The organism is Actinosynnema sp. CA-299493 (assembly GCF_050946825.1).
Classification (GTDB): Bacteria; Actinomycetota; Actinomycetes; order Mycobacteriales; family Pseudonocardiaceae; genus Actinosynnema.
On the sequence record NZ_CP191993.1, the window covers coordinates 2,612,877 to 2,628,434 of the forward strand.

General features: G+C 73.7%; 19 protein-coding genes. 13 read left to right on the forward strand and 6 right to left on the reverse strand.

Features of this window, described 5'->3' with window-relative positions:
• Nucleotides 1–131: 131 nt before the first annotated feature.
• Nucleotides 132–650 carry an SRPBCC family protein gene (locus tag ACQPYE_RS12465; RefSeq protein ID WP_498721268.1) on the reverse strand — a complete coding sequence of 173 codons (519 nt, stop codon included), beginning with the start codon at nucleotides 648–650 and terminating at the stop codon, nucleotides 132–134.
• A gap of 147 nt (nucleotides 651–797) precedes the next feature.
• Between ACQPYE_RS12465 and ACQPYE_RS12470 the strand changes: the two genes are divergently transcribed.
• From ACQPYE_RS12470 to ACQPYE_RS12510, 9 genes are read left to right on the forward strand one after another with little or no spacing between them, the layout of a single operon-like run.
• Entirely contained in the window at nucleotides 798–1,313 is a 516-nt protein-coding gene (locus ACQPYE_RS12470) for a D-glycero-alpha-D-manno-heptose-1,7-bisphosphate 7-phosphatase (protein ID WP_498721269.1), read from the forward strand.
• Complete coding sequence (locus tag ACQPYE_RS12475; RefSeq protein ID WP_498721270.1) at nucleotides 1,310–2,302, forward strand: glycosyltransferase family 9 protein; 993 nt, start codon at nucleotides 1,310–1,312, stop codon at nucleotides 2,300–2,302. The genes ACQPYE_RS12470 and ACQPYE_RS12475 overlap by 4 nt, the downstream gene beginning before the upstream one ends.
• Nucleotides 2,299–3,189 carry a glycosyltransferase gene (locus tag ACQPYE_RS12480; protein ID WP_498721271.1) on the forward strand — a complete coding sequence of 297 codons (891 nt, stop codon included), beginning with the start codon at nucleotides 2,299–2,301 and terminating at the stop codon, nucleotides 3,187–3,189. The genes ACQPYE_RS12475 and ACQPYE_RS12480 overlap by 4 nt, the downstream gene beginning before the upstream one ends.
• Nucleotides 3,186–4,391 carry a glycosyltransferase gene (locus ACQPYE_RS12485; protein ID WP_498721272.1) on the forward strand — a complete coding sequence of 402 codons (1,206 nt, stop codon included), beginning with the start codon at nucleotides 3,186–3,188 and terminating at the stop codon, nucleotides 4,389–4,391. The genes ACQPYE_RS12480 and ACQPYE_RS12485 overlap by 4 nt, the downstream gene beginning before the upstream one ends.
• A complete protein-coding gene (locus ACQPYE_RS12490) occupies nucleotides 4,388–4,963 on the forward strand; it encodes a D-sedoheptulose-7-phosphate isomerase (protein ID WP_498721273.1) in 576 nt (191 codons plus the stop codon). Before ACQPYE_RS12485 ends, ACQPYE_RS12490 begins: the two co-directional genes overlap by 4 nt.
• Nucleotides 4,960–6,246 (forward strand): D-glycero-beta-D-manno-heptose 1-phosphate adenylyltransferase, encoded by a 1,287-nt coding sequence (gene rfaE2, locus ACQPYE_RS12495; protein ID WP_498721274.1) that lies wholly within the window; start codon nucleotides 4,960–4,962, stop codon nucleotides 6,244–6,246. The genes ACQPYE_RS12490 and rfaE2 overlap by 4 nt, the downstream gene beginning before the upstream one ends.
• Nucleotides 6,246–6,926: an SDR family oxidoreductase gene (locus ACQPYE_RS12500; RefSeq protein ID WP_498721275.1), complete on the forward strand. Its 681-nt coding sequence runs from the start codon at nucleotides 6,246–6,248 to the stop codon at nucleotides 6,924–6,926. Before rfaE2 ends, ACQPYE_RS12500 begins: the two co-directional genes overlap by 1 nt.
• The gene (locus tag ACQPYE_RS12505) at nucleotides 6,917–8,095 is read left to right on the forward strand and encodes a cytochrome P450 (RefSeq protein ID WP_498721276.1); all 1,179 of its coding nucleotides are present in this window, start codon (nucleotides 6,917–6,919) and stop codon (nucleotides 8,093–8,095) included. The genes ACQPYE_RS12500 and ACQPYE_RS12505 overlap by 10 nt, the downstream gene beginning before the upstream one ends.
• Before the next feature lie 29 nt (nucleotides 8,096–8,124).
• Nucleotides 8,125–8,625, forward strand: a complete 501-nt coding sequence (locus ACQPYE_RS12510; protein ID WP_498721277.1) for a DUF6328 family protein — start codon at nucleotides 8,125–8,127, stop codon at nucleotides 8,623–8,625.
• A 10-nt stretch (nucleotides 8,626–8,635) separates the two neighbouring features.
• On the opposite strand, the gene ACQPYE_RS12515 is transcribed toward ACQPYE_RS12510, so the two are convergent.
• The 3 genes from ACQPYE_RS12515 to ACQPYE_RS12525 all read right to left on the reverse strand — a co-directional run bounded on the left by ACQPYE_RS12515 (nucleotide 8,636) and on the right by ACQPYE_RS12525 (nucleotide 10,952).
• Nucleotides 8,636–9,310 carry a DUF6766 family protein gene (locus ACQPYE_RS12515; RefSeq protein ID WP_498721278.1) on the reverse strand — a complete coding sequence of 225 codons (675 nt, stop codon included), beginning with the start codon at nucleotides 9,308–9,310 and terminating at the stop codon, nucleotides 8,636–8,638.
• Between the two features lie 82 nt (nucleotides 9,311–9,392).
• Entirely contained in the window at nucleotides 9,393–9,761 is a 369-nt protein-coding gene (locus tag ACQPYE_RS12520; protein WP_498721279.1) for a hypothetical protein, read from the reverse strand.
• Between the two features lie 18 nt (nucleotides 9,762–9,779).
• A complete protein-coding gene (locus tag ACQPYE_RS12525; protein WP_498721280.1) occupies nucleotides 9,780–10,952 on the reverse strand; it encodes a zinc-dependent alcohol dehydrogenase in 1,173 nt (390 codons plus the stop codon).
• Between the two features lie 82 nt (nucleotides 10,953–11,034).
• Here ACQPYE_RS12525 and ACQPYE_RS12530 point away from each other — a divergent pair, with 82 nt between their 5' ends.
• Entirely contained in the window at nucleotides 11,035–11,856 is an 822-nt protein-coding gene (locus tag ACQPYE_RS12530) for an SDR family oxidoreductase (protein WP_498721281.1), read from the forward strand.
• On the opposite strand, the gene ACQPYE_RS12535 is transcribed toward ACQPYE_RS12530, so the two are convergent.
• On the reverse strand, nucleotides 11,828–12,298 hold the full coding sequence (locus tag ACQPYE_RS12535) for a DUF1772 domain-containing protein (RefSeq protein ID WP_498721282.1): 471 nt from the start codon (nucleotides 12,296–12,298) through the stop codon (nucleotides 11,828–11,830). The genes ACQPYE_RS12530 and ACQPYE_RS12535 overlap by 29 nt on opposite strands.
• A 129-nt stretch (nucleotides 12,299–12,427) precedes the next feature.
• On the opposite strand from ACQPYE_RS12535, the gene ACQPYE_RS12540 reads away from it, so the two are divergent.
• From ACQPYE_RS12540 to ACQPYE_RS12550, 3 genes are all read left to right on the forward strand, one after another.
• Nucleotides 12,428–12,910, forward strand: a complete 483-nt coding sequence (locus tag ACQPYE_RS12540) for a hypothetical protein (RefSeq protein ID WP_498721283.1) — start codon at nucleotides 12,428–12,430, stop codon at nucleotides 12,908–12,910.
• Between the two features lie 89 nt (nucleotides 12,911–12,999).
• Nucleotides 13,000–13,671 carry a response regulator transcription factor gene (locus ACQPYE_RS12545; protein ID WP_498721284.1) on the forward strand — a complete coding sequence of 224 codons (672 nt, stop codon included), beginning with the start codon at nucleotides 13,000–13,002 and terminating at the stop codon, nucleotides 13,669–13,671.
• The gene (locus ACQPYE_RS12550; RefSeq protein WP_498721285.1) at nucleotides 13,668–15,008 is read left to right on the forward strand and encodes a sensor histidine kinase; all 1,341 of its coding nucleotides are present in this window, start codon (nucleotides 13,668–13,670) and stop codon (nucleotides 15,006–15,008) included. Before ACQPYE_RS12545 ends, ACQPYE_RS12550 begins: the two co-directional genes overlap by 4 nt.
• A 99-nt stretch (nucleotides 15,009–15,107) precedes the next feature.
• Here the strand turns inward: ACQPYE_RS12550 and ACQPYE_RS12555 are convergent, their stop codons facing one another.
• Nucleotides 15,108–15,506, reverse strand: coding sequence for a ChaB family protein (locus tag ACQPYE_RS12555; RefSeq protein WP_498721286.1), 399 nt, complete (start codon nucleotides 15,504–15,506; stop codon nucleotides 15,108–15,110).
• Between the last annotated feature and the right edge of the window lie 52 nt (nucleotides 15,507–15,558).

Here is a 15,558-nt window from a genome sequence, read left to right on the forward strand (position 1 = left end):
GTGCGAAAGCCCCGCCGGGCGAGCCGGCGGGGCTTTCGCGCACTGTCAACCGTCGTCTATCGGTGGTCGGGGGCGGGGGATGGGTGGGTTCGACCCACTCCGGTCCCCCGACACCCGGACCACCGGCGGGCTCATCGCAGCGGATCGCCCGGGCGACCGGCGTCCGGCAGGTCGTGGCGCGTCTCGCCGGCCTGCGGCGGCCGGTTCACGTCACCCCGCCACGCGCCCGTCTCCGCGCCGCGTCCCTCGATGAACTCCTTGAACCGGTCCAGGTCGCCGGACACGCGGTGGCCGACCACGCCCAGCGCCGCACCGGCCTTCTCGGTGAGCGTCTGCGGGTCGAACTCCATCTGCACGTGCACGCGGGTGTGCCGGTCGTCGAGCCGGTGGAACGTCACCACGCCACCCTGGGGCGGACCGTCGACCGTGTGCCAGGCGACCCGCTCGTCCGGGTGCTGCTCGGTGATCTCGGCGTCGAACTCGCGCGTCACACCACCGATCTTGGTGACCCAGTGCGTCCGGGTCGGGGTGAGCTGCGTGATGCGCTCGACGCCCTCCATGAACTGCGGGAACGACTCGAACTGCGTCCACTGGTTGTACGCGGTCGTGACCGGGACCTCGACGTCCACGGACTTCTCGATCGTCGTCACTGCAACAACCTCTCCTCGGGGAATCGAGTTCGACAACCGGTTACCCGTCCAGGCGTCCCCAAACACATCCGTTCCCCCTCTGAGTGACGGTGAGTAGCGCCTCACCGAGAAGCGTTTGCTTCCACTTCCACCGGCTAACTCTCCTCTGTGGACCAGTACCCCGACGCGGTCCTCTTCGACCGCGACGGCACGCTCATCAGCGACGTGCCCTACAACGGCGACCCGGACCGGGTGCGCCCGATGCCCGGCGCGGGCGACGTCCTGCGGGTGCTCCGGGCTCACGGCGTGCGCACGGGAGTCGTCAGCAACCAGTCCGGCATCGGCCGCGGTCTGCTCACCCGCTCCCAGGTGGACGCGGTGAACGCCGAGGTGGAGGCCCTGCTCGGTCGGTTCGACACGTGGCAGGTGTGCCCGCACCACCCGGACGACGGCTGCGAGTGCCGCAAACCCGCGCCCACCATGATCCTCCGCGCCTGCGCCGCCCTCGGCGCGCGCCCCGGGCGCACCTACTTCATCGGCGACATCGAGGCGGACGTCGAAGCCGCCCTCGCCGCCGGCGTGACCCCGATCCTCGTGCCCACCCCCGTCACCCTGCCCGACGAGGTCGACCGCGCGCCCTTCACCGCGCCCGACCTGCGATCCGCGTTGGGGATGGTCCTATGAGGACGCTGGTGGCCAGGCTCGACAACGACGGCGACGTCCTGCTCGCCGGCCCGGCCGTGCGCGCCGCCGCGCGAGCGGGTGAGGTCGTGCTGCTGTGCGGGCACTCCGGCGCGCAGGCGGCCGAGCTGCTGCCCGGCGTGCGGCGCGTCGTGCGGTGGGACTGCCCGTGGATCACCTACCCGCCACCCGACGTGCGCACCCCGGACGTCGAGGGGATCGTCGCCCTGCTCAAGGGGATCCGCGCCGACGTCGCGCTGGTCCTCACCTCCTTCCACCAGAGCCCGCTGCCGCTGGCCCTGCTCCTCAAGCTCGCCGGCGTCCCGAAGGTGGTGGCCCGCTCCACCGACTACCCGGGCTCGCTCCTCGACGTCAGGCTGCGCGACGACCCCGAGCTCCCGGAAGCCGAACGCGCGCTGCAAGTCGCGCGGGCCGCCGGTTTCGACCTCCCGCCCGGCGACGACGGCAGGCTCGCGATCACCGCGCCACCGGAGCCGACCGAGATCGGCCCCTACGTCGTCCTGCACCCGGGAGCCTCCGTGCCCGCCCGCGCCTGGTCGCCCGACCGGTGCGCCGAGGCCGTCACGGCGCTCACCGAGGCCGGGCACCGCGTGCTGGTGACGGGCGGCCCGAACGAGACCGAGCTGACCGCGCACGTGGCGGGCGCGCACGGCGTCGACCTCGGCGGCCGGACGACGTTCGCCGAGCTGGCCGGGCTGCTGGCCCGCGCGGACGCCGTCGTGGTCGGCAACACCGGGCCGGCGCACCTCGCCGCCGCGGTCGGCACGCCGGTCGTGTCCCTGTTCTCACCTGTCGTGCCCGCCCGCCGGTGGGCGCCGCACGGGCCGCACGTGTTGTTGGGCGACCAGGACGCACCGTGCCGCGACTCGCGCGCACGGGTGTGCCCGGTGCCCGGCCACCCGTGCCTTGACCGGGTGACGGCCGACCAGGTCGTCACCGCCGTCGCCGACCTCGTGGGGGTGCGGACGTGAAGATACTGCTGTGGCACGTGCACGGCTCGTGGACGAACGCGTTCGTCCGGGGCGGTCACGAGTACCTGATCCCCGGCCCGCCCCGCGGCATCGGACTGTCCGGCCGCGACTGGCCCGCCGCCCGCGAGGTCGACCTGTCCGAAGTGGACCCCAGGGTGGACGCGGACGTCGCGGTGCTGCAACGGCCGGTGGAGGTCGGCCTGGTGCCCACCGGCATCCCGGTCGTGTACCTGGAGCACAACACCCCCCAGTACCCGAACCAGGTCCACCCGCTCAAGGACTGGCCGGGCACGATCGTCCACGTCACCCACTTCAACGACCTGATGTGGGACTGCGGCACGGCCCGCACGGTCGTCATCGAGCACGGCGTGGTGGACCCCGGCCCCCTCTACACCGGTGAGCTGCCCCGCGCCGCCGTCGTGGTCAACGACCCCGTGCGCCGCGGCCGGGCGGTCGGCACGGACCTGCTGCCCCGGTTCGCCGAGGCCGCGCCGCTGGACGTCTACGGCATGAAGACCCACGAGCTGGGCGCGATGGGGCGCGGCGACCACGACCTGGGGTCGCTGCACCGCGAACTGGCCCTGCGGCGGCTCTACCTGCACCCGGTGCGGTGGACGTCGTTGGGCCTGTCGCTGATCGAGGCGATGCACCTGGGGATGCCGGTGGTGGCGTTGGCGTGCACCGAAGCGGTGCGCGCGGTGCCACCGGAGGCGGGGGTGGTGTCCACCGAGGTGGACGAGCTGGTGCGGGCCGTGGCCGAGCTGGTCGCGGACCCCGCGCTGGCCAGGCAGAAGGGGAAGCAGGCCAGGGAGTTCGTCCTGGCCCGGTACGGGCTCGACGCGTTCCTGCGGAGTTGGGACCGGTTGTTGACGGGAGTGAGCGGATGAGGATCGCGATGGTGTCCGAGCACGCCGGCCCGCTGGCCGCCCTGGGCGGTGTCGACGCGGGTGGGCAGAACGTGCACGTCGCCGCGTTGTCGGCGGCGTTGTCGGCACTGGGGCACGACGTGGTGGTCTACACCCGTCGCGACGACCCGGACCTGCCCGAGCGGGTGCGCACCGAGCAGGGCTACGACGTCGTGCACGTGCCCGCCGGTCCCGCCCGCGCGGTGCCGAAGGACGAGCTGCTGCCGCACATGGGCGACTTCACCCGCTTCCTGGAGCAGCGGTGGCACGAGGAACGGCCGGACGTCGTGCACGCGCACTTCTGGATGTCCGGCCTGGCCTCGGTCCTCGCGGCGCGCAAGGTCGGCGTGCCCGTCGTGCAGACCTACCACGCCCTGGGCACGGTGAAGCGCCGCCACCAGGGCGCGGACGACACCAGTCCGGCCGAGCGGATCGGCATCGAGCGGATGATCGGGCGCGAGGCCGACCGGATCGCCGCGACGTGCGACGACGAGGTGGCCGAGCTGATGCGCATGGGCGTGCGGCGGTCGCGGATCTCCGTCGTGCCGTGCGGGGTGGACCCGGTGCGCTTCCGGCCCGAGGGCCCGACCCACCGCCGCCACTACCCGCACCGCGTCGTCTCCGTCGGCAGGCTGGTGCCGCGCAAGGGCTTCCAGGACCTGATCACCGCGCTGCGGTCGTTGCCGGACACCGAGCTGGTCATCGCGGGCGGCCCGGTGGACGTCGAGTCCGACCCGGAGGCACGGCGGCTGGCCGCGTACGCCGAACGCCTCGGCGTGCGGAGTCGGCTGTGCCTGGCCGGGCAGGTGTCGCGGGATGACATGCCCGCGTTGCTGCGCTCGGCCGACGTGGTGGCGTGCGTGCCCTGGTACGAGCCGTTCGGCATCGTGCCGCTGGAGGCGATGGCGTGCGGGGTGCCGGTGGTGGCCAGCGCCGTCGGCGGCCTGATCGACACCGTGGTGGACGGCGTGACCGGCGTGCTCGTGCCGCCGCGCGACCCGTCCGCGCTGGCCCGCGCGCTGCACTCGCTGCTGGCCGACCAGGCCCGGCGGGAGGCGTGCGGGCTCGCCGGCCTGGACCGGGTCGGCGTGCGCTACACGTGGAGCCGGATCGCCGAGGACACCGAACGCCTCTACGAGCGGGTCACGGCGGGACGGGCCGTGGCCGTGGGAGGTGCGCGATGAGCGTCGAGACGCACCTGAACGGACTGGCCCAGTCGCTGGCCGGCCTGCGCGCCCAGGCGCCGCGGCTGACCCGCTGGGGCGGCGTGCTGGCCCGCAGGCTCAGCGACGGTGGCCGGCTGCTGGCGGCGGGCAACGGCGGGTCGGCCGCCGAGGCGCAGCACCTGACCGCCGAGCTCGTCGGCCGGTTCCGCGACGACCGGCGGCCGTTCTCGGCGATCGCGCTGTGCGCGGAGTCGTCCAGCGTCACCGCGATCGGCAACGACTACGGCTACGACCAGGTGTTCGCCCGGCAGGTCACCGCGCACGCCCGGCCGCAGGACGTGGTCGTGCTGCTGTCGACCAGCGGGTGCAGCCCCAACCTGATCGAGGCGGCGAAGGCGGCGAGGGAGGCGGGCGCGCACGTGTGGGCGATGACCGGCCCGACGCCCAACCCGCTGGCGGAGGCGGTGGACGAGGTGCTGGCACTGCCCGGCGAGCCCGCGAACGTGCAGGAAGCCCAGCTGGTCGCGGTCCACGCCCTGTGCGCGGCGTTCGAAGCCGCCCTGCCCGCGGCGGAACGGAGGGTCTCGTGAAGCTGGTCGTCGTCGGTGACTCGCTGCTCGACGTGGACGTCCTGGGCACCGCCGAACGCCTGTGCCCGGACGCGCCCGCGCCCGTCCTGGACGTCACCGAGGAACGCGCCCGGCCCGGTGGCGCCGCGCTGGCCGCCGCCTTGGCCGCCGCCGACGGCGTGGACGTCACGCTCGTCAGCGTCGTCGCCGACGACGAGGACGGCCGGCGGCTGCGCCACGAGCTGGCCCGGGTGCCGTCCGTGCTGGGACCCTCGCCGGCGCCCACCCCGGTCAAGACCCGGCTGCGCTGCGGCGACCAGTCGATCGCCCGGCTCGACCGCGGCGGCGGCCCCGGCGCGGCCCGGGCCACCGACGACATGCTCGACGCCGTCCTGGAAGCCGACTGCGTGCTCGTCTCCGACTACGGTCGCGGGCTGGTGCGCGACGAACGGCTGCGCGGCGTGCTCTCCCGCCGTCCGGTGGTGTGGGACCCGCACCCGCGCGGCCCCGCTCCGGTGCCCGGAGCACGCCTGGTCACGCCGAACGCGGCCGAGGCCAGGGCGTTCAGCGGCCACCGCGACCCGATGGACGCCCTCGAAGCCCTGCGCGACCGGTGGCGGGCACGGGCCGTCGTGGTCACGCTCGGCGCGGACGGCGCGCTGTTGCACGGTGGCGGCACCCCTGTCGCCGTCCCCGCGCCACGCGTGCCCGTGGTCGACCCGTGCGGCGCGGGCGACCGGTTCGCGGCCACGGTCGCGGCCCGCCTCATGGGCGGCGCGGCGATGGACGACGCGGTCGCCGCCGCCGTGACGTCCGCCGCCGAGTTCCTGCGCGGCGGCGGCGCGTCCGGCTACCGGCCGGTCGACCGGCTGTCCGCGGTGGACGTGGTCCGGGCGCGGGGCGGCACGATCGTCGCCACCGGTGGTTGCTTCGACCTGCTGCACGCCGGTCACGTCCGCACCTTGCGCGCCGCCCGGTCGCTCGGCGACTGCCTGGTGGTGTGCCTGAACTCCGACGCGTCCGTGCGGCGGCTCAAGGGCCCGGACCGGCCGGTGACCCGGGAACAGGACCGCGTCGAGGTGCTGCGCGCGTTGGGCTGCGTGGACGACGTGGTGGTGTTCGAGGACGACACGCCGGAACGCGCGCTGGCCGCCCTGCGCCCGGACGTGTGGGTCAAGGGCGGTGACTACACCGTCGATTCGTTGCCGGAAGCGGACCTGGTGGAGGGCTGGGGCGGGCGGACCGTCGTCGTGCCCTACCACCGGGGCCGTTCGACCACCGAGATGTTGTCGAGGAGGGGCTGATGCTCGGTCAGGTGTTGGTGACCGGAGGCGCGTCCGGCTTGGGCGCGGCCGTGGTGCACGCGGTGCACGAGTCGGGCGGGCGACCGCTGGTGCTGGACAAGGCCGCACCGTCGTCCCCGGAGGTGGCGGACTTCGAGTCGGTCGACCTCTCCGACACCAGGGCGGCGGAACGCGCGGTGCGGGCGATCGCCGAGCGCAACGGCGGTCTGCGCGCCGTCGTCACGGCGGCGGGCACGGACGCGTGCGGCCGGCTGGACGAGGTGTCCGGCGCGGACTGGGACCGGGTGGTGCTGGTGAACCTGCTCGGCACCGCGGCGGTGGTGCGGGCGGCGTTGCCCGTGCTGGACGGCGGTCGGGTGGTGACCATCGCGTCCACGCTCGGCATCAAGGCGGTCAGCGACGCGACCGCCTACTGCGCCTCGAAGTTCGGCGTGGTCGGCTTCACCAGGGCGCTGGCCGCCGAGACCGCCGGTCGGGTCGGCGTGACGCTGGTGATCCCCGGCGGGATGCGCACGCACTTCTTCGACGACCGGGCCGAGCAGTACCGGCCGCCGGACGACAGCAAGCTCAACCCGCCCGAGCGGGTCGCCGACGCGATCCTGTTCGCGTTGCGCCAGCCCGAGGGCTGCGAGGTGCGCGAGCTCGTCGTCGCGCACGCCGAGGAGGGGTCGTGGCCGTAGCCTCGCGGCTGGACACGGGCCGGGCGTTCGCCGGGGTGCTGCTGCCGACGTTGGCCAAGGGCGTGATCGTGCGCCGGCCGGCGGTGGTGGCGGTGGCCGAGAAGGTGCGGGCGGACGCCGCGGCCGTGGCCACCATGAGGCGGTTCCGGGCGAAGTACGGCCCGGAACCACTGCGGCTGCGGGTGACCGGGCGCAGCGTCGCGCTGCTGCTCGACCCGCTGGACGTGGCCCGGCTGCTGGCCGACTCGCCGTCGCCGTTCGCCCTGGCGACGCGGGAGAAGAAGGCCGCGCTGGCGCACTTCCAGCCGCACGGCGTGCTGATCTCGACGGGGGAGGAGCGGGCGCGGCGGCGCGCGGTGAACGAGGACGTGCTGCGGCCGGACAAGGTCGACGTGCCGGGGATCGTGGCCGACGAGGCGGACCTGCTGCTGCGGCACGTCCGCAGCACCGGCGGGCTGACCTGGGACGCGTTCGCGCAGGCGTGGTGGCGGGCGGCGCGGCGGATCGTGCTCGGGTCGTTCGCCCGGGAGGACGTCGAGCTGACCGACCTGCTGAAGTCGTTGCGGGGCAACGCCAACTGGGCCTACCTGCACCCCCGCCGGGACGCGCTGCGCCGGCGGTTCGAGGAACGGTTGCGCGGCCACCTGGCCCGCCGGGAACCGGGCAGCCTCGCGAGCCTCGGGACGCCCGAGGAGTTGTCGGGCCAGGTGCCGCACTGGCTGTTCGCGTTCGACGCGGCGGGCATCGCCACCATGCGGGCGCTGGCGATCGGCGGCGAGGGGGAGGCGGGCGTCTGGGAGTCGGCGCGGTTGTGGCCGACGACGCCGATGATCCTGCGCGAGAGCACCGAGCCCACCCGGTGGCACGGCACGTGGTTGCCGGCGGGCACCACGTTCGTCGTGTTCACGCCGTACTTCCACCGCGACCCGGACCGGCTGCCGCACGCCGACTCCTACGCGCCGGAGAACTGGCCCGCGCCGAGCGATCCCGGCCTGGTGCCGTTCAGCGGCGGTCCGGGCGCCTGCCCCGGCCGGGACCTCGTGCTGGTCGCCGGCGGCGCCATGCTCGACGCCTTGCGCGACCATCTGGACGTGCCGACGCTGCGTGCGCCACTACCCGTCACGCTCAACCACTTCGGGCTGTCGTTCGTCACCCGTAGTAATGGTTGAACTCGCTGCTCCATGGGTACGTGGTGGCGGTGAGTCAGGCTGAGGAGTCACACCAACGGAGGTTGGCCCGCAACCTCAACGAGTTGCTGCAGGAACTGCGCGTGGCGCAGGGCGGCGTGCAGATCCTGTTCGGCTTCCTGCTGTCGATCGCGTTCACCGAGCGGTACGCGTCGGCCGACGCGTACATCCGCGCCACCCACCTGATCACCGTCCTGTTCACCGCGTGCGCGGTCGCGCTGCTCACCGCGCCCGCGGCCTGGCACCGGCTGCTCTTCCGCCGGGGCAGGCGGGAAGACGTGATCGAGGTGGCGAACCGCTTCGCGATCATCGGCCTGGCGAACCTCGCGGTCGCCATGACGGGCACGATCCTGCTGCTCGCCGAGGTCGTCATCGGCGGCTGGGTGAGCTTCGCGCTGGGCGGGTTCGCGGCCGTGCTGTTCGGCACGCTGTGGTTCGCGTGGCCGTGGCGCGAGCGGAACCGGGACACCATCAAGGACGACGACGTGCCCGACGAGGACCGCATCGAGTGATGCGGGCCGGTCAGCCCGTCTCGTCCGTGGTGTCGTGCGGCGTGCCGACGGGCTTGGACTCCGGTGATCCCCGCTGCCGCAGGTAGACGCTCAGCACCACCATCGAGCCGATGGCCAGGAACTCGGACTGCCAGTTCTGCAACGACCGGTTCCAGAAGTCGGCCGACAGCACGTAGTCCCACCACGTGACCGGGTCCTGGAAGGTGTTCAGCCGGTCGTTGTTGTACGCGCTGCGCCCGGCGATCGACTGGGTCAGCCACGAGCCGACGAACAGGCCGAGCATCACCAGGCCGAGGGAGTTCGAGTACAGGGCCGTGCGCCGGCCGCCCGCCTTCGCCCACGGTGGCGACTGCTCCTTCACGTGCGCGCCGAGCGCCTGGTCCTCGTCGGACTCCGTGCCCACCCGGTCGGCCGGCTTCGACTCGGGCGAGCCGCGCTGCACCAACCACACGGTGGCGAAGATGAACAGGAAGAACTGGAGGTACTCGGACTGCCAGTTCTCCGCGACGTCCACCGCGAAGTCCGACGAGGTCACGTACTGCCAGAGGCCGATCGGGTCGCCGCCGTCGGTGAGCCGGTGGTCGTTGAGGTCGGCGTTGCCGGAGAACGCCTGCCCCACCAGCGCGCCGAGGAACAGCAGGCCGAACGCCAGCCCCAAGCCGTTGTCCCGCAGGAACCTCTTCACCGGCCCACCAGCCCGATGACGCTGAAGCACACCAGCAGTGCCACCACCCCCAGCAGGTAGGCGTAGAACATCCCGCGTCGCGTCACGGTCCACCCACCTCGCACTCGTACGGCCGCTCGCCCCGCGACTCGCAGCCGGCGCCGGACACCCGCCACCCCGACGTCAGCTCCCTCAGGAACAGCACGCCATCCGACGTGCGGACCTGCGCCGCGTCGCCCCAGACCTCCACCGCCTCGACCGTGCCGCCCGCGACGTCGAGCGACGAGCACTCCACGTCCTCGCGCGCCCGTTCGGTCAGCAACCCGCAGGCCCGGTCCGCGTCACCCGCCGAGACCGCCGCCGTGAACTCCTCCGCCGCGCGCCGGACCGGGTCGTCCGCGGCCGTGCCGCACCCGCCCAGGACCAGCGCCACCGGCAACGCCACGGCGGGCAACCACCGAATGCCGATCATGACCGGGACGATAAACCCTCACGGGCGCAGCAGCACCTTGACGGCGTTGTCCTGCTTGCGCTGGAAGATCTCGTAGGCGTGCGGGGCCTGGTCGAGCGGCAGGTGGTGGGTGGCGAAGGAGTCCACGCCGAGCGGGTCGTCGTCGGTGAGCAGCGGCAGGATCTCCGGCACCCAGCGCCACACGTTGGCCTGGCCCATGCGCAGCTGCACCTGCTTGTCGAACAGGGTCAGCATCGGCATCGGGTCCGCCATCCCGCCGTACACGCCGGACAACGAGATGGTGCCGCCGCGCCGCACGATGTCGATCGCCAGCCGCAGCGCGTGCAGCCGGTCCACGCCCGCGGTCCGCATGAACGGGGCCGCGATGGCGTCCGGCAGCAGGCCGACGGCCTGGTGGGCGAGCTTCGCGACCGGTGCGCCGTGCGCCTCCATGCCCACGGCGTCGATCACGGCCTCCGGGCCGCGCCCGCCGGTGAGCTCGCGGATGTGGTCGACCAGGTGGCTGTCGCGCACGTTGAGCACGGTCACGCCGTGCTCGCGCGCCCGCGCCATGCGCTCCGGGACGAGGTCGACCCCGATGACCGTCTCGACACCGCGGTGCTGCGCGATCCGGGTCGCCATGTCGCCGATCGGGCCGAGCCCGAGCACGACCAGGCTGTCCCGCGTGGCCGCGTACTCCACCGCCTGCCACGCCGTGGGCAGCACGTCGGACAGGTAGACGAACCGATCGTCCGCCGGGCCGTCCGGCACCTTGATCGGCAGCGTGTTGCCGAACGGCACCCGCAGGTACTCGGCCTGCCCGCCGGGCACCTGCCCGTACAGCTTGGTGTAGCCGAACAGTGCCGCGCCCGAGCCGTGCTCGCGCACCTGGGTCGTCTCGCACTGCGACTGGAGGCCGCGGTCGCACATGAAGCACGTGCCGCAGGAGACGTTGAACGGCACCACGACCCGGTCGCCCGGCGCGACCGCGGTGACCTCCGCCCCGACCTCCTCGACCACGCCCATCGGCTCGTGCCCGAGGATGTCGCCCTCGTCGATGAACGGGCCCATCACCTCGTACAGGTGCAGGTCGGAGCCGCACACGCCGGTGGACGTGATGCGGACGATGATGTCGGTCGGCTCCTTCAGGATCGGGTCCGGCACGGTGTCCACGCGCACGTCCCGCTTACCGTGCCAGGTGACGGCCTTCATGACGTTCCTCCCGACGTGGTCGACTGCCCGGAGCGTTCCCGGCACGGCGTGTGGCAAACACCCTCCGGGGTACCCGCGAGCCATGAGCGCACCACTACCCCAGGACCGCGCGGGCGCGCCTGCGCGCGCGGTCGTGACCGGGTCCGACTCCGGCATCGGCAAGGCCGTCGCGGTCGCGTTGGCGGGTGGCGGCGTCGACGTCGGCATCACGTTCCACACCGACGCCGACGGGGCCGAGGCGACCGCCCGCGAGGTCCGCGAGCAGGGCGTCCGGGCGGCCGTGCGGCAGCTCGACCTGACCGACCTGCCCACCGCGGCGTCCGCGGTCGACGAGCTCGCGGCCGAGCTGGGCGGTATCGACGTGCTGGTGAACTGCGCGGGCACGGGCACCGCGCAGAAGGCGATGGACATGGACTTCGACACGTGGCGCAGCGTGCTGTCGGTCGACCTCGACGGTGCGTTCCTGTGCGCGCAACGCGCCGCGAAGCACATGATCGAGGCGGGTCGGGGTGGCCGGATCATCAACATCACCTCGGTCCACGAGCACCAGCCGAGGGTGGGCGCGGCGCCGTACTGCGCGGCCAAGGCGGGGCTCGGGGCGTTGACGAAGGTGCTGGCGCTGGAGCTGGCCGAGCACGCGATCACGGTGAACTCGGTCGCGCCCGGCGAGATCTCCACGCCGATGACGGGCCAGGAGGACGTGGACCCGCGCACCGAGTCGCGACCGGGCGTGCCGCTGGGACGTCCGGGCCACGCGAGCGAGGTGGCCGCCGTCGTCGCCTTCCTGGCCACCCCGGCGGCCGGCTACGTGACCGGCGCGTCGTTCGTCGTGGACGGCGGCATGACGTTGATGGGCCCTCAGGCCAGCACGCTGCTCACCGACCGCAAGTGGCTCGAACCCTGACCCGGCGCGTCGCCGCCGCCGCCACGGCGAGCGCGGCGAGCCGGACCAGGTTGGCGCGGTGCCAGGTGCGGACGAGTCGGCGGCGCTCGCCGTCGCCCACCGCGCCCTCGCCGCGCAACAGCGGCAGGTTGACCGTCTTGACCAGGTAGCCCGTGAGCGCGGCGGCCACCAGCGTGCCCGCCGCCGAGGCGGCGACGGCCCGGCGGTCACCGCCCGAGCGCCAACCCGCCGCCAGCGTCACACCGGTGGCCACGAGCGTCACCGGCGCCGCCGGCGCGTAGTAGCGCAACGGGCTGCCGGGGCCGAGGAGCCGGGGTTCCCGGTTCGGCCGGGCGTCCGCGAGCAACCCCGGCACGTCGACCGCGGCCTCGTAGAGGTTGCCGGCGAACCAGTGCGCTTGGCCGAGTCGGGCCAGCGCGGCCCACGGCAACCGGAGTCCCATGAAGTGATCCTACGGAGTCCCGGTCGAGTCCTGAGGTGATTCCAAGGTTCATCCAACGTCCCGCTGAGCCGGGCTTGGTCTGCTGGTACCGGGCGCTGGACAGGCCGGCGCCCGGGAATCGAGGCAGGGATGCGAATGCGGATCCGGACCAGGCTCGTCGCGGCCGTCCTGACGGCGGGGACGCTGACCGCGGTGGTCGCCGCGAGCACGTCACCCGCGCTGGCGGAACCCACCGCGGCCAACGGGGTGACCGCCGAGCACGAGCCGGCGAAGCAGAAGCCGGTGCAGGACGAGGTGGGGGAGGAGAAGGCGAAGCACGTCAAGCCGGGTGAGCCGGGCAAGGGACAGGAGGGGGTGCCGGCGGCGGCCGTCGAGCTGCTGGCCGTCAAGCTCGGCATCACGGTCGACCGGTCCCGCGAGGTGTACCGCGACCTGGAGAAGGTCAAGTCGCGGGGCGCGGAGATCGTCGGTGACCGGGCGTTCATCGCCATCGCCGACGGCCTCGGCGTCACGCCCGAGCGGCTCCTGGCCGTCCTGCGCGAGGTGAAGCAGGAAATCGCCGTGCCGCCGAAGCCGAAGCCGGGCGAGCCGGTCGGGTCGCCCTCGAAGTGACCGGTCGACCAGGGTGGTCCGGACCGGTGCGCGACCGGTCCGGACCGCGACCGGCGAGTGGGCCCGCGGCGGTGCCCCATACTGGTCGCGTGCGGGTCTTGGTGGTGGATGACGACGAGGCCGTCCGCCACTCCCTGGCCCACGCGCTGCGCCGGGACGGCTACCAGGTGTCGGTCGCGGCGGACGGCGCGCAGGCGTTGGACGAGCTGGGCCGCGGCCGGCCCGAGGTGATCGTGCTCGACGTGCTGCTGCCCGAGCCCAACGGCCTGGAGATCTGCCGCAGGCTGCGCCGCCGGGGCGACCGCACTCCGATCCTCATGCTGACCGCGCGCGACCTGGTGGAGGACCGGGTCGCCGGGCTCGACGCGGGCGCCGACGACTACCTGGTCAAGCCGTTCGCCCTGGACGAGCTGCGGGCCAGGTTGCGCGCCCTGCTGCGGCGCACCGGGGTCGGCCAGGAGGTGCTGCGGTTCGCCGACGTGGAGATGGACACCACCACCTACCGCGTGCGCCGGGGCGAGCGCCCGATCGAGCTGACGCGCACCGAGCACGCGTTGCTGGAGCTGTTCCTGCGCAACCCGGACCGGGTCCTCGGCCGTGAGCTGATCTTCGAGTCCGTCTGGGGCTACGACTTCGGGCCCGCGTCCAACGCGCTGTGGGTCTACATCAGCTACCTGCGCGCGAAGCTGGAGTCCGCCGGCGAACCGCGCCTGATCCAGACCGTGCGCGGACTGGGCTACGTGCTCAGGGAGCGACCGTGACGCTGCGGACCAGGGTCGGGCTCGCCGGCGGCGCGGTGGTCCTGGCGGCGCTGGCCATCGCCTCGGTGGTGGTCTACTCGACGGTGCGGGCCGACCTGCGCCGCCACCTGGACGACTCGCTGGCGCAGACCGCCGCGCAGAGCCCGACCATCGCCGCGCAGCTCAAGCAGAAGGTCGAGGACTCCGGGCACGCCATGCCCATCGACACCCCGGTCGTCGTGGGCGGCACGCTGGTCCAGTTCGTCACCGCGCCGGTGTCCCCCGGTGAGAACCGGGCGTTCGTCGCGGTGACCGAGCGGGACGTGGCCGTGGCCGCGGGCGACGAGCCCGCCTACTTCCAGGACGTCACGCACCACGGCGTCGACTACCGGCTCCACACCGCCGCGGTGCCGAAGTCGCGGGGTGCGCTGGTCCGCGTCGCCCGGCCGCTCGCCGACGGCGCCGGCGTGCTGACCGCGTTGGCGGCGTTGTTGGTCAGCCTGACCCTGATCGGCGGGCTGGTCGCCGCGCTGGCCGCCAGGCTGGCGGCACGGCGGGTGCTGCGGCCGGTGCGCGTGCTGACCGACGCGGTCGAGCACGTGACCGCGACCCGGGACCTGAAGGCGCGCGTCGACCTCACCGGGCGGGACGAGATCGGCCGCCTGGGCCGGTCGTTCGCCGCCATGATGAGCGCGCTGGACGCCTCCGTGCACGCACAGCGCCGCCTGGTCGCCGACGCGTCGCACGAGCTGCGCACCCCGCTGACCAGCCTGACCACGAACCTCGAACTGCTCGCCGAGGACGGCGGGCTGCGCGACCCCGAGGCGCCCGCGCAGGTGCGGTCGGCGATCGCGCAGGTCGGTGAGCTGCGCACGCTGGTCAACGACCTGATCGACCTCGCCCGCTACGGGGAGGGCACCGCGCGCGCCGAGGACACCCGGTTGGACCTGGTGGCCGGTCGGGTGATCGCCAAGGCGGCGGCCCGGGCGGGCGGTCCGCGGTTCGAGTCGGCGTTGTCGCCCTGCCTGGTCCACGTCGACCCGGACGCGATCGAGCGGGCCGTCGGGAACCTCGTGGACAACGCGGTGAAGTGGAGCCCGCCCGGCGGCCGGGTGCTCGTCACGGTGGCCGACGGGGAGTTCGCCATCAGCGACGAGGGGCCCGGGATCCCGCCGGCGGACGTGCCGTTCGTGTTCGACCGCTTCTACCGGTCGGCACAGGCGCGGTCGCTGCCCGGCTCCGGACTCGGCCTGGCCATCGTGCGCCGGGTGGTCGAGACGCACGGCGGCGCGGTGGCCGCAGAACCCCTCGACCGCGGCGTCCGGATGCGCCTGCGCCTGCCGGTGGTCCGGGACTGACCGCCGCCGGCCCGGACCGCCCCGCCGGTGGTCCGGACCGCTCCGCCACGCGCCCGGACCGCTCCGCCGCTCACCCCGGACCGTCCCGCCGCGACCGCGCTACTTGGACCTGGCCTTGGCGGTCTTGCGGTTGTTCGCCTTGCCGATCGCCTCCACCAGCTGCTGCTTGGTCATGCTCGACCGACCGGGCACGTCCAGCTCCTTGGCCAGGTCGTAGAGGTGCTGCTTGCTGGCGTTGGCGTCCACGCCGCCCGCGGTCCTGCCCTGCTTCGGGGTGCTGCGCGCGGCCTGCGCGTCGGACGGGCCCTTCTGCGCCTTGGGCTCCCAGTGGTCGCCGACCTTCTCGAACGAGTGCTTCAACGCGGCGAACGCGGTCCGGTGCGAGCGCTGGCCCTCACCGTAGGTCTGCACGGCCGAGTCGTGCGCCTTGATCCAGGTCCGCTGCGCCTTCTTGGGCGAGCGGGCGATCGTGCTCGGCAACTCCTCACGTCCGGGCATGGCTCTCCTCCTCGGGGCTTCGCCTCGGGTTTCACCTCGGGCACGGGGGTAC